The sequence below is a fragment of the Ferruginibacter albus genome, assembly GCF_020042285.1.
Lineage (GTDB): Bacteria > Bacteroidota > Bacteroidia > Chitinophagales > Chitinophagaceae > Ferruginibacter > Ferruginibacter albus.
This window is the reverse complement of sequence record NZ_CP083388.1, coordinates 1,053,878-1,067,799: the sequence shown is the minus strand read 5'-3', so window position 1 is coordinate 1,067,799 and position 13,922 is coordinate 1,053,878. Positions and strand designations below refer to the sequence as shown.

Annotated in this window: 11 protein-coding genes; 1 reads left to right on the top strand and 10 read right to left on the bottom strand. The window is 37.6% G+C overall.

Annotated features, from left to right (window positions below; genetic code table 11):
• Nucleotides 1-56: 56 nt before the first annotated feature.
• The 10 genes from K9M53_RS04710 to K9M53_RS04665 all read right to left on the bottom strand — a co-directional run bounded on the left by K9M53_RS04710 (nucleotide 57) and on the right by K9M53_RS04665 (nucleotide 13,152).
• On the bottom strand, nucleotides 57-2,903 hold the full coding sequence (locus K9M53_RS04710) for a TonB-dependent receptor (protein WP_224018474.1): 2,847 nt from the start codon (nucleotides 2,901-2,903) through the stop codon (nucleotides 57-59).
• Nucleotides 2,904-3,176: 273 nt separating this feature from the next.
• On the bottom strand, nucleotides 3,177-3,893 hold the full coding sequence (locus tag K9M53_RS04705) for a DUF2490 domain-containing protein (protein ID WP_224018473.1): 717 nt from the start codon (nucleotides 3,891-3,893) through the stop codon (nucleotides 3,177-3,179).
• Between the two features lie 38 nt (nucleotides 3,894-3,931).
• The gene (locus tag K9M53_RS04700) at nucleotides 3,932-5,605 is read right to left on the bottom strand and encodes an NADPH-dependent assimilatory sulfite reductase hemoprotein subunit (protein ID WP_224018472.1); all 1,674 of its coding nucleotides are present in this window, start codon (nucleotides 5,603-5,605) and stop codon (nucleotides 3,932-3,934) included.
• 117 nt (nucleotides 5,606-5,722) lie between these two features.
• Complete coding sequence (locus K9M53_RS04695) at nucleotides 5,723-7,447, bottom strand: diflavin oxidoreductase (protein WP_224018471.1); 1,725 nt, start codon at nucleotides 7,445-7,447, stop codon at nucleotides 5,723-5,725.
• Entirely contained in the window at nucleotides 7,437-8,288 is an 852-nt protein-coding gene (gene cobA / locus K9M53_RS04690) for a uroporphyrinogen-III C-methyltransferase (protein WP_224018470.1), read from the bottom strand. The genes K9M53_RS04695 and cobA overlap by 11 nt, the downstream gene beginning before the upstream one ends.
• 55 nt (nucleotides 8,289-8,343) lie before the next feature.
• The gene (gene cysK / locus K9M53_RS04685; RefSeq protein WP_224018469.1) at nucleotides 8,344-9,255 is read right to left on the bottom strand and encodes a cysteine synthase A; all 912 of its coding nucleotides are present in this window, start codon (nucleotides 9,253-9,255) and stop codon (nucleotides 8,344-8,346) included.
• A 90-nt stretch (nucleotides 9,256-9,345) separates the two neighbouring features.
• A complete protein-coding gene (gene epsC, locus K9M53_RS04680; RefSeq protein WP_224018468.1) occupies nucleotides 9,346-10,173 on the bottom strand; it encodes a serine O-acetyltransferase EpsC in 828 nt (275 codons plus the stop codon).
• Nucleotides 10,174-10,203: 30 nt separating this feature from the next.
• On the bottom strand, nucleotides 10,204-11,445 hold the full coding sequence (locus tag K9M53_RS04675) for a sulfate adenylyltransferase subunit 1 (RefSeq protein ID WP_224018467.1): 1,242 nt from the start codon (nucleotides 11,443-11,445) through the stop codon (nucleotides 10,204-10,206).
• Nucleotides 11,446-11,506: 61 nt separating this feature from the next.
• Entirely contained in the window at nucleotides 11,507-12,415 is a 909-nt protein-coding gene (gene cysD, locus K9M53_RS04670) for a sulfate adenylyltransferase subunit CysD (RefSeq protein WP_224018466.1), read from the bottom strand.
• Between the two features lie 5 nt (nucleotides 12,416-12,420).
• Nucleotides 12,421-13,152, bottom strand: a complete 732-nt coding sequence (locus tag K9M53_RS04665; protein WP_224018465.1) for a phosphoadenylyl-sulfate reductase — start codon at nucleotides 13,150-13,152, stop codon at nucleotides 12,421-12,423.
• A gap of 266 nt (nucleotides 13,153-13,418) precedes the next feature.
• On the opposite strand from K9M53_RS04665, the gene K9M53_RS04660 reads away from it, so the two are divergent.
• A complete protein-coding gene (locus tag K9M53_RS04660; protein WP_224018464.1) occupies nucleotides 13,419-13,892 on the top strand; it encodes a nucleoside deaminase in 474 nt (157 codons plus the stop codon).
• Nucleotides 13,893-13,922: the final 30 nt, after the last annotated feature.

Sequence of the window (13,922 nt, the reverse complement as noted above, 5' to 3'; positions counted from 1 at the left end):
ATAACAACCGGCGTTAAAAATTTAACGCCGGTCATCTTTTAAACTAAAACTAAAAACTATTTTTTTGCTTTCAACCCTGAAGCATCAAACGTAAACGACACATAATAGAAACCACCAATTGATGGACCGCCTATGTATTGTACGTGATAGTAGTTAAGAATATTAGTACCACCTAATTTAATAGTGGTGCTTGCTGAAGGAATGCGATAGTTAACTTGTGCATCTAAAGTGCTGTATGCAGGCACTATACCTGTTGCCAAAGGACTGTTCCAATAGAATGCATCCTGCCAATGCCAAACTACGTTGAAGCCTGTGTTCTTAAATATTTCACGGTTACCAAATGAAATGTTGGTGATCCATTGTGGCGTGTTGAACGCGGGAGTGAACGCATCAGTAGAAGAAACCTGGTCTAATTTTGCAAAGGCTACGTTTGCACCAACGTTATAGGTTTTAGAAAAATTATAGTTCAATCCAATGTCAAAACCATAATTGCTTACATTACTTTTTGAGTTGGTCCATAATTTATATTTTTTCACTTTGCCACCACCGGCGTTAATGTAATTGGCTACGCTGTCATTTGCTCCACCTGTTTGCCCAATGATACCGCGATATGGTTGTGTAACATCCAATTGACCAATGAAGTTGTTGTATTGATTATAATAGAAATCCATATCAACAAACAATTTATTATCCAACAGAACACCTTTGTAACCTGCTTCAAACGAGTTCAAATGTTCAGGCTGAATATAAGAATAAGTGCTTTGAACCAATAAGCCTTTTTCTTTACGTATTGCTGAATCTTTTGTAATAGGATTAGCGCTGTTCACATCCTTATTTACTGCATTGTTAAATGCTGTAACAGAGCTATTCAGGTAAGAATTTTCAAATGCCTGTGTTGGTCCGGCTGTGATTGGTAAACCACCCAAACGTTTTACTCCACCATTATTTACGAAAGCAAAACCTTCAAACAATGTCGGGAAACGATATCCATTTTGCCATGAAACACGGAAGTTACTTAACTCAGTTGGTGAATAAACTGCTGCGATACGTGGGTTTATTTTAGGATCAAAATACTCTGTTTTGTCTACACGGATCGAACCGATCAATTTCAATTTATCATCCGCTAATTTTTTAGTTCCTTGTATAAAACCACCGTAGTTATAATAAGAGAAATCAACATCAGCCTGTGTAGGATCTTTTAACACTGCAGGATTGATATAGTTGTTTCCGTCAGGAGTAACAGTATATTGACGATAGTTACCACCTGCTAACAACTGCCAGCTTTTGTTAGAAAAGAAATGGCTGAAATCATATTGACCCTCTATATGATAAAAAGATGATTTTAATAAAAGCTGCGCTCCTACTGTATCCCAGTTATTCGTATGAATGATCTTATTTTTTACGCTGTCGAATCTCGCAGTTCCCGGAAGATATCTTCCACTATCTGCATAAGCTCTTGCTGCCGTTAACGCATCCAGCGTATTGCTACCATTATAATTGTTGGCAAAACCTTGTTTAAAATCATTATACCATTGTGTTGGCTTCTTAAATGCTAAATCAATATTTTCTGCTAAAGGACGGAAGTTGAAAGAATTCGGACCTGTATTCTCTTGTGTGTAATATGCTCTTACAAAAAAATCATTATTTTTTATTTCAAAAGCATGTTGTTGAATTTGTTCTCCATCCAAATGGATACGGTTACCACGTTGATAATTATTAGTTGCTGTACCAATACGATAAGTGTAAGATGCTTGTAAGTCAGAATTGAATTTATAGTATAATGATGCATCTACTTTAGTATTTTTTACTTCGTAGTTTGTCAAATCTTTTTCAGTATAGCCAGTTCTGCTGATATCATACGTTTTACCATCTGCTAATTTTACGCTTTGCAGATCACTATTGTATTCATCGCCATAACGATTTACCAGGTCTGCTCCCGGGTTGTAAACACCGGTTGGCAAACCTAAAGAGCCATTGGTAGTTTTATTAGCAGGGAAAGAAGCATATTGATCTGTTTGATCATCTGCTATCCAGTCTGTTCCATGAGAATAAGCAGCATTTATTTTAAACGCAAATTTATCATTGAACGCTTTTGCAAAACGTATCGCATATTCCTGGTACAAAGAAGGACCAACAACATTGCCATCAACATGATTCACGCCTTCTTTTGCATAGATACTTAAGCCTTGATATTTAAATGGATTTTTTGTTTTTAGGTTAGAGATACCGTTAATAGCGTTTAAGCCATATACTGCAGAAGCAGCGCCGGGGATCAATTCCACGCTTTCAATATCTAATTCAGTTGGACCAACCGCATTGGCTACGGGCGCCCCAATACCCGGAGAAATATTATCAACTCCATCTACCATTTGTAAGAAACGTGAATTGGTAGTACCTGCAAACCCACGTGTATTAGGTACTTTGTAACCAATACTTAATGTGGTCATTTGCACACCTTTTAAGTTCTCCAATGCATCAAAAAAGGTTGGAGAAGGGCTTTCTTTAATTGCCCGGATATCTAATTTTTCAATAGTGACAGGTGATTTCAAAATACTTTCAGATCTTCTTGAAGCAGACACAACTACTTGCCCTGCCAATTGGTTCTGTGCGTATAAAGAAAAAGAATTAGAAGAAGAAGTATTAGACACCACAAACTCCTGTGTTTTATATCCTACAGAAGAAATTACCAATGTTATTGGCAATGGCTGAAATGCTTTAATAATAAAGCTTCCGTCTTCTTTTGCAGCGGTTGCTACGTTGGTTCCTTTGATTTTTATGGTTGCGCCGGGCAATACCTGGGTATTGGTTGAATCCAATATCTTCCCGGAGATAGTATAAGCTCCCTGTGCAAAGGAACTTATTGCGATAAACAAGGTTAGAATGGTGGTAAGTAAATATTTCATTTGTCTATTAATTTAGTAGAGTATTTGTTTAAAAAAAATTTGGTTAAGGATGTTAGTTAAGATTATATAGTCCCGCCGGGACAACAGCAACTATTTTGCTTGCCAAAAGAGATAGTATAATTAAAATGCAGTTGTTTCATAATTTGTAATGATGCGCAAAGATAATGTTAAACTTATTAGTCCACCAAATTTATAGGGAATTATTTTAAAATAGTCCACCAAAGCAATAGATTAATAAAATTCAGCATAACTAAATCCTTAAGGAAAGATGTATTATTCCTCGTTTTTAGTAGCAGGAACGGCAGGATGTTTAAAGCCTATTTGATGAAAAAGGGTGAGCCGGAAGATGTTTTGATCTTCATCTACAATAGAACTTTTATTCTGTATCAATTCCATCAGCATTAATTGCAATGAAATAGTACGGGAAAATTTTTTATTTAAGATGGCGAAAATCCGCTCCTGATCGAAGAAACGGTAGGTCTTAATAAACTGTGGATTGACTATAATTTCATTTCCTATTCCGGCTTGCCATTGCTTATTTACTGGAAACAATGCATCAATACGATAACGTGTGCGAAAAACAAACTCATATTGTGAGCTCAATTGGTTATTGCTAACCAGTTGAAGAAAACGCTGCTCCAACCTCAAACGCTGCGTAAGTACCCCATTTGCAATCTTGGTTTTTAATTGCAGGTCTTCCCAGGGACGCCATTCATTTTTAAACAATGCTTCTTTCCCAACATATTGCACATTGCTAAACCATGCAAAACCAGCCGCTGTTGACCATTTCTTATTAATACCATAACTCACCCCGCTACGTATTAATAATTGCGACCAATGATCCATCCAATTATCTCTCGTACGTAGTTGTGCTTCACTGACAATAGAAAAACGATCATTCAACTGAAGCGTATTATTATAACCCAGCCACACCATATTGGTATGCGCAATTGTTTTTTGTGCTTGCATGGCACACAAAAAAACAGTCATACTGAATATGACTGTTATAATTCGTTTATAATAAAAGTTTAATAATGTACCCATTGCTTTCTTATCGCAAAGTCACCAAAGGTCTCAGCTTTATGCCTGTCTTTTTTAAATTGAAAGAACAATCCTTCCAAATGCCCGAGTATAGCGGCTTCATCTAAATTCTCTTTATAGATCTTATTTAAGCGCTGACCTTGATGATCACCTCCCAAATGTAAATTGTACTTGCCAGGACCAGTTCCAACAAATCCAATCTCTGCCAAATAAGGGCGAGCACAACCATTAGGACAACCGGTCATACGAATGATCATATTTTCATCACTCAATTCATATTTTGACAACAGGTTCTCTATCTTAGTTAATAATGTTGGCATGTAACGTTGCGCCTCTGCTAATGCTAAAGGGCAGGTTGGTAACGCCACACAAGCAATAGAATTTTTGCGTACTAAAGATGCCTTATCTGTATGCTCCGTAATTTTATATTTCTCTAAAATAGCATTGATCTCTTTCTTATCTTTTTCTGCTACATCACTTACGATCACATTTTGATTAGCAGTAAATAAGAAGTTAGACTTTTTAGTTTTAGCAACTTCCAGTAAAGCTGTTTTTAATGCAAGTTTTTCATCATCCAACACTCTTCCGTTTTCTACGAAGACAGTGTAATACCAAAGTCCGTTGTATCCTTTTTCCCAACCATATTGATCCTGGCGGTGTGTAAAGGAGGCCGGTTTCGGTTCTTCTAATTTAAAGCCGATACGCTTTTCTAATTCTTCTTTGAATTTTTCAACACCCATTCTATCTACGGTATATTTTAAACGAGCCAGCTTTCTATCGCTTCTGTTCCCAAAATCACGCTGCACCGTTAATATTTCGTAGATGGCTTTCATGGTTTTTTCTTCAGTATCTGTAAAGCCGATTACAGTACCTACTCTTGCGTACGTTTCTGCATTACCGTGAGTAGTTGACAAACCGCCACCCACTGCAATATTGAAACCTTTTAATTCATTGTTTTCAACAATTGCAATCAAACCAATATCATTTGCAAATACGTCAGTATCGTTATTTGGCGGAATAGCAATAGCTATTTTAAATTTACGAGGTAAGTATCTATCCTGGTATAACGGATCTTCTTCTACATTTTTATCCACCAGCTTTTCTTCATTCAACCAAATCTCGTAATAAGCTCTGGTCTTAGGTTTTAGCGCTTCGCTGATCTTATCTGCATAAGCAAAGATCTTATCATGAATAGGTGATTGATTAGGATGAGAAGCGCACAATACATTACGATTCACATCTCCACAAGTAGCAATGGAATCCAAATGAGCTTCGTTGAATGCTTGTATGGTTGGTTTAATTTTAGCTTTCACCAATCCATGCAATTGTATTGTTTGGCGTGTTGTAATTTTTATTACACCAGTTGAGTTTTCTCCTGCTACTTCATGACACGCTATCCATTTATCGGCAGTTAAGAAACCGCCCGGTAAACGCAAACGGATCATAAATGAATACAGACGATCCAGCTTTTTTGCAGACCGTTCTTCTCTTCTGTCTCTGTCATCCTGCTCATACATGCCATGAAATTTGATCAACGCTTTATCGTCTTCACGAATAGCGCCGGTAATTTCATCCTGTAAACTTTGTTTAATGGTACCACGTAACGCATCACTTTTTGTTTTGATGCCTTCAATGGATGTTAATTTATTTTTATCGCTCATACAAACCTATTTGGTTGTTAGTTTTATTCTTATAAATCGTCTTCTACAAGCTCAGGCTGACAGTTTTAATTTTACTCTGCCAAGTTGGTCAGGCTGAGCTTGTAGAAGCCATTCGCTTTAATAAACGTCTTTTTCGTAACGTCCTTCTTCTTTCAATTGTTCCAAATATTTCTTCGCATCTTCCGATGATTTGCTGCCGTATTTTTCTATTATCTGCAGCAATGTATTTTCAACATCTACACTGGTTGGATCTTTTTTACCGCAAACGTAGAATGAAGCTCCCCCATTTAACCATGCGAATAATTCTGCGCCATGTTCCAACATTCTATGTTGTACATATATCTTTTCTTTCTGATCACGGGAGAAAGCCACGTTCACTCTTGTCAACACGCCTGTTTCGTGCCAGTTCTGTATTTCTGTTTGATATAAAAAGTCCGATGCAAAATGTTGCTCACCAAAGAACAGCCAGCTTCTTCCACTTGCGCCCGTCGCATCTCTTTCCGCAAGGAAAGAACGGAACGCCGCAATACCTGTACCCGGACCAACCATGATAATATCTTTATCTTCTGCCGGCAAACGGAAACGTTTATTTGGCTGAACAAAGAATTTTTGTTTTCCGTTCGCTTTCAATTTGCTCAAATAATCAGAGCACAATCCCAACTTCGTTTGTCCGTTAACGTCATATACATCTTTTGCAACAATGACATGCACTTCGCCTTCATGTGCAGCAGGCGATGAAGCAATGGTATATAAACGTGGCGCAATAGGATTTAAACCCAATAAAATTTCTTCAAACTGCGCAGGACTCTTTACAGGATATTTATTTACCAGGTCTAACAGATCAGCTCTTCCTGCAGGAATTGCATGTCCTGTTACATCCGCATATTGTTTTACCAAACGGTCAGTTAAATGAATAATATTGATCTTACGTTTCAACAATTCATAGATAGTTGTCTTTTCATTTTTATAAGTAACGATCTTGTTACCATCAGCCCATGTCTTAGAAATAATTGAGGTAACTACATCTGAAGGGTTTTCAGGAACAATACCAATACTATCACCGCATTGATATTCTAATCCTTCTGCAGCAATTTCTATATGATAGGTTTCCTTGTTAGAACCTTCATCATTCAAATTTATATTCAGCAATACATTGCCTTCGTATGTTTGCTTGCCTGTTTTCTTTAAAGATACGCCGCCATGTGCAGGAGCCGCAGCAGGTGAAGCGTGAGAGACAGCAGTAGTGCCATTTCCGGAGCCTACCAAAGTTTTCAAAACTTCGTTGAACCATTTGTTAGCATCCTCTTCATATTCAATATCACATTTTTGTAAAGGCACAATTTGTTTACCTCCTAATTTTCCAAATTGGATATCTACATCTTCGCCCGTTTTACAAAATAATGGATATGATGTATCGCCCAATGCCAATACACTATACTTAAGCCTATCTAATTTAAAGCCGTTGCTATGTATATGATCGTAGAATTTTTTGGCAGCTTCAGGAGCATCGCCATCACCGTGTGTGCTTACTACTGCCAATAAATATTCTTCTTTTGGGAGATCAGTTAAACGATATTGATTCATATCGAAAACCTTTGCATTGATATGATTCTTTTTTGCTTTGGCAGCAAAGTCGGTAGCCAGTTTTTTAGAATTGCCGGTTTCTGTACCGTACAAAATAGTTATTTTACTTACAGCCGGAGACGTAGCTGCAGTCGGCGTTTCTGCAGGCTGATTACTACCTACTACACCATTCAAATAGCCATTCATCCAAATCAATTCTTCTTTAGAAGCGCTATTGATCAAATCGAGAAAAATTTTCTTTTTCGGTTCACCCAGCATATTCTATTTCTTTAATAATTTTAGTGATTGCGTCTGTATCTCCGTTTACTGCTTTAAAATAATTTTCTTTTGTTTGTTGATTGCTTAGCCATGCAAATCTTTCATGCAATGCCACTACTTTACCTATTATCACCAATGAAGGCGAAACAAATTTTTCATTTTCAAATTGTTGCGCATATTCATACAGGTTCACCACACGTACATTTTGCAAAGGCGTTGTAGCCTGTTCTATTACTGCCAATAATTTATCTTCTGCAATATTGTTTTCTATCAGCTTAGCTACTACTTTATCTAGCGTAGACGAAGACATGTAGAAGACCAATGTATCTTTTGTATTCGCCAACTCTTTCCAATATTCATCTGTTACAATATCAGTCTTATAATAAGTCAAAAAACGAACCGATGTTGAATGCCCTCTTGCTGTAAGCGGAATACCTGCATATGCTGCTGCACCTAAAGCTGCAGTAACACCGGGTATTACTTCATACGGTATATTATTATCTGCCAACGTTTCCAATTCATCTAATATATTAGAGAAGATGGAAACATCGCCGCCTTTTAAACGTACTACCAAATTACCTTCCTGTGCATATTGCAAAAGCATGGCATTGATATCTGTTTGAGATATTGATTCCGGTGCATTGTATTGCTTGCCTACACATATGATCCTGGCAGATTTGTTGGCATATCTTTTTAATATCTCTTCACTTACCAACCTGTCTGTTAAGATCACATCGGCTTTTTGCAAATAGCGTACAACCTTAACCGTTATAAGGTCAGGGTCACCGGGACCGGCTGCTGCTAATATTACTTTTCCGATATGCTTACTTTCAGTTTTCAATCTGCTTTGTATTGGGTTAGCCTTTGATAAGCTCAGGCTGACATACTACTGTTTATTAGAATAATCCTTCAATTGATAAATATCTTTCTCCTGTATCATAATTAAAGGTTAATACTTTTGAACCTTTGGGAATGTCCGCTAATTTTTTTGCTACAGCTGCTAATGCTGCACCCGTCGAAATGCCGACTAAAATACCTTCTTCTTTAGCGGCACGTTGTGCAAATGAAAATGCTTCATCCTTGCCTACCTGCACTACACCATCTAATGCTTTTGTATTTAAAATAGATGGGATAAACCCGGCACCTAAGCCTTGCAATGGATGCGGGCCTGGTGCTCCGCCGCTGATCACGGGAGACAATTCAGGTTCAACAGCAATAACTTTTAGCTTAGGAAATTTTGCTTTCAATACTTCCGAAACCCCGGTAATATGCCCACCTGTTCCAACACCTGTTATGATATAATCCAATCCATCCGGGAAATCATTCATGATCTCGAGTGCGGTTGTTTTACGATGTATCTCTGTGTTGGCAGGATTATCGAATTGTTGTGGCATCCAGCTGTTAGGCGTAGACGCAACTAATTCACCTGCTTTTTCAATAGCACCTTTCATTCCTTTTTCACGAGGTGTTAAAACAAATTCAGCGCCGTATAATGCCATCAATCTTCTGCGTTCAATGCTCATACTTTCAGGCATTACCAAAATAATTTTATATCCCTTAACGGCAGCCACCAACGCCAAACCAATACCGGTATTGCCCGAGGTTGGCTCAATGATCACGCTGTCTTTAGTAAGTATCCCTTTTTTCTCAGCATCTTCGATCATCGCCAAACCAATACGGTCTTTAATGCTTGCACCCGGATTGTTTTTTTCCAGCTTGATCCAAACTTCATGATCATTTCCAAATAAACGATTGATCTTAACATGCGGCGTATTGCCAATTGTTTCTAAGATATTATTTGCTTTCATTGTATTTATTATGTTATCAGCTTTTGTTTCTTTGTTGAACATTGTTGTGTCACTCACTTGTGCGGCATACCCTTGCTCTCCTATATTCCTTCAGATCACAAAATTCAATGCTTCCGGCAAAGGGTTTTTATCACGGATCGTTACTTCACTTTTATGATACACCACAGAAAACGGTAACACACTATTAGTTAACCAAACATTACCTCCTATCACACTATCATGACCAATTATTGTTTCACCTCCCAATATAGTTGCACCCGAATAAATGGTTACATTATCTTCAATGGTCGGGTGACGCTGTGTTTTTGCTTTATCCTTGCTTACACTCAATGCACCTAATGTAACACCCTGATATATTTTTACGTTCTTTCCAATTTTAGTTGTCTCGCCAATTACAATACCCGTACCATGATCAATAAAAAATGAATTGCTTATGGTAGCGCCGGGATGAATATCAATACCTGTTTTACTATGCGCATATTCAGAAAAAAATCTTGGCAATATTTTTACTCCTGATTTATATAATTGATGTGAAAAACGATACACTGCTGTTGCATAAAACCCGGGATAAGCCACCAACACTTCTTCTATTGATTTTGCAGCAGGATCAAAATTCAATACAGCCTGCGCATCTTCCAATAACATTTTATAGATCTTCGGCACTTCGTTAAAAAACTCATTAGCGATTGCCTGTGTTTTATCACCATCAGCCACTACATCATATATTAATGTAGACAAGTAACTTTTCAGCGATTCAAATTCTCTTTCCATTTCAAACTCAGCCTGCTTACGTTGCGGATGAGGAATGAATAAGAAATCAAAAAACTTATCGATGAACTCTTTAGCCAAAACGTTATCAGGAAAAGCAGTCATTGCTTTTTTATGATTTGCTAACAATTCTTTTATAAAAGTGCTCATGCTGTTTAATTAGTAATTAAGAATATAATTTTATTGAATCATACAAGCTCCAACAGTTACATTGCTTGTTTCATCAATTAAAATAGCGCCGCCATTTACACGCAATTTTTTGTATGAATCAAATGGTATTGGCGTTGCTGTTTTAATAGTTGCTTTTATAATATCGTTCAATTGAACTGTTTCCGGCGCTGCTTCCTGTTGCAAGCTATTTACGTCTAACTTATACTCTATTTCACGTACTACTGCTTTTACCAGGCGACTATTTATTTGCAACAAATATTTGTTACCGGCCTTTAACGGTTTGCTACCCATCCAACATAAAAATACTTCCAATTCATTTTCTACACTAGGTTGGTTATTATTTTGTACAATCACATCTCCACGACTAATGTCTATATCATCTGCTAAATGCAAGATCACACTTTGTGGTGCAAATGCTTCCTGCACTTCTTTGCCACCTACTTCAATTTTATTAATAGTGCTTTGCAAGCCTGCAGGTTGCACGGTAATTTTATCTCCTACTTTATACACTCCGCTGATCACTTTCCCGGCGTAGCCACGATAATCATGCAGGTCTTCTGTTTGCGGACGAATTACATACTGTACCGGAAATCTTGCATCCGTATAATTAATATCATTTGTTAATTCTACATTCTCTAAAAAATGTAACAAAGATTCGCCTTCATACCATGGAAATTTTTCTGATTTCTCTACAATGTTATCGCCATTTAAAGCGCTCATTGGTATGTAAGTGATATCTTTTAATCCCAATGTTTTGGCAACAGCAGAATAATCCAACACTATATTATTAAATACATCCTGTGAATAATCCACCAGATCCATCTTATTAATAGCAACCACTACATGCGGAATATTTAATAACGATGTAATGATCGAATGACGGCGTGTTTGTTCCACCACACCATTTCTTGCATCTACCAAAATAATTGCCAGGTCTGAGTTGGAGGCACCCGTTACCATGTTACGGGTATATTGAATATGCCCGGGCGCATCTGCAATAATGAACTTGCGCTTTGGCGTAGAGAAATATTTATACGCAACATCAATGGTAATTCCCTGTTCACGCTCTGCACGTAAACCATCTGTCAGCAAAGCCAGATCAATTTCACCTTCATCTTTATTTTTACTTTGCTTTTCTATCGCTTCCAAATGATCGATCATGATAGATTTGCTATCGTACAATAAACGACCGATCAATGTGCTTTTGCCATCATCAACACTTCCTGCAGTTATAAAACGTAGTATGTCCATTATATTTTTAATTTAGAATGACGTATTGTCAATTCTTAATTTTTAATTACTAATTATTAATTTAAAAGTACCCGCTCTTCTTTCTATCTTCCATCGCCGCTTCGCTTACACGATCATCAATTCTTGTTTCGCCGCGTTCACTGGTTTTGGTTGCTATAATTTCATTGATGATTCCATCCAAATCAGACGCACTAGATTCAACGGCTGCAGTACATGTCATATCTCCAACAGTTCTGTACCTTACTTTCTTTATAGCAATTTTATCTTCCGGTTCAATTTGTATGAACTTAGATGTTGCTATATATTGTCCCTGGTATTCCAACACTTCTCTATCGTGTGCGAAATAGATAGAAGGCAATGCGATGTTATTTCTTTTGATATAATTCCAGATGTCTAATTCCGTCCAGTTACTAATGGGAAACACACGAACATTCTCTCCTTTATGTATGCGTCCATTGTACGTATTCCACAATTCCGGACGTTGCAATTTTGGATCCCATTGACCAAACTCATCTCTTACAGAAAAAATTCTTTCTTTCGCTCTTGCTTTTTCTTCATCTCTTCTTGCGCCGCCGATACAAGCATCAAATTTGAATTCCTCAATAGTATCTAACAATGTAAATGTTTGCAATGCATTTCTGCTTGCAAATTTCCCTTTAGGTTCTGTAAGGTTTTTTTCTCTGATCGTATCTTCTACATTTCTAACGATCAATTTTTCACCAATGCTGTTTGCCAGTTCATCTCTAAAATCCAATGCTTCCTGGAAATTATGACCCGTATCGATATGCACTAACGGAAAAGGAAATTTTCCGGGGCGAAATGCTTTCAATGCCAAATGCACCATCACTATTGAATCTTTACCTCCCGAGAACAACAAAGCCGGGCGCTCGAACTGCCCCGCTATTTCACGAAAAATGTGAATAGATTCCGACTCTAACTGATCTAAATAATCTAACTGATACTTACTCATCTCTTTTATTGTTTAACAGCTGCACTGGTTTCATGCAAGCCACATTCTTTATTTGATGCATCTTCCCACCACCAACGTCCGGCTCTAAAATCCTGGCCGGGACGAATAGCACGTGTACACGGCGCACAGCCAATGCTTACAAAACCTTTATCGTGTAAGGGATTGTAAGGAATATTGTTTTCGTTTATATATTTCCAAACTTCTTCTGTGGTCCAGTGAAGTAATGGATTGTATTTTATAATTTGATTGCCCTCATCCCATTCAAACAATTGCAGATCATGACGCTCTGGAGAATGTTCGGCACGCAAGCCTGTAATCCATATTTCATTACCTGCCAAGGCTCTTTTTAAAGGCTCTACTTTACGAATGCCGCAACACATTTTCCTGTTCTCAATCGATTCGTAAAAAGAATTAGGTCCCTTTGCTTCTATAAACTCCTGTAGTTTTTCTGCATTAGGATAATATCCTTTTATATGTGTCTGATATTTTTCGTTGGTGCTGTTCCAAACAGAATAGGTTTCTGCAAACATGCGACCGGTATCCAATGTAAAAATTGATACAGGCAAATTCTGGCTTAAGATAGCGTGAGCAATTGCCTGGTCTTCGAAACTAAAGCTGGTAGAAAAAGTTACTTTTCCGGGAAATTTATTTGTGAGCAAGGTCAATGTGTCCGGGACACTTAGTCCAGTTGTTTGATGGAGTAATTCGGAAGTAAAATCTTTAAGTGTATGTGTCATTTAATTAATAATAAAATTTTCAGGAAATTGTTTATTGTTGTTGCGGTTGGTGCATAAACTTTAGTTTAGCACGATGAGCCGGAGCCGCAACACATACACTTTATGAAAGGACCTGTTAACTTCATACAATAGCCAGTCAAATTTGGAGTGCGAAGATACTACAGATTACGGATATTTTAGGTTTTTTCTGAAAGAATAATGAATTGCCAAATGCAAACGTTCACGAACAGTTTTTTATATATTTACCTGTTGAATTTTAATAAGATATGACCAGAGAAGAACGATTTATGCTGGAAGCTATTAAGCTTTCGCACCAGGGAATGACTAATAATGAAGGCGGCCCGTTTGGATGCATTGTTGTAAAAGGCGATGAAATAGTAGGCAGAGGCAACAATTTGGTGCTGCTTACCAACGACCCTACCGCCCACGCAGAAGTAGTTGCCATACGGGATGCCTGCCAACATTTAAACTCCTTTCAATTGGAGGATTGTGAAATATATACCTCTTGCGAGCCCTGCCCTATGTGCATGGGTGCCATTTACTGGGCAAGACCGAAAGTTGTTTATTTCGGTAATTCAAGAGGCGATGCATCAGAAATTGGCTTTGATGATTCGATGATATATGAAGAGCTGAGCCAAAGCACCGAACAAAGAAAAATCCCGATGAGATCAATTGGCAGAGAAGAAGCACTGAAAGTTTTCGAAGCCTGGAAGAATAAAATGGATAAAACAATGTACTGATCTTACACCACCACATGTTCATTACTCAAC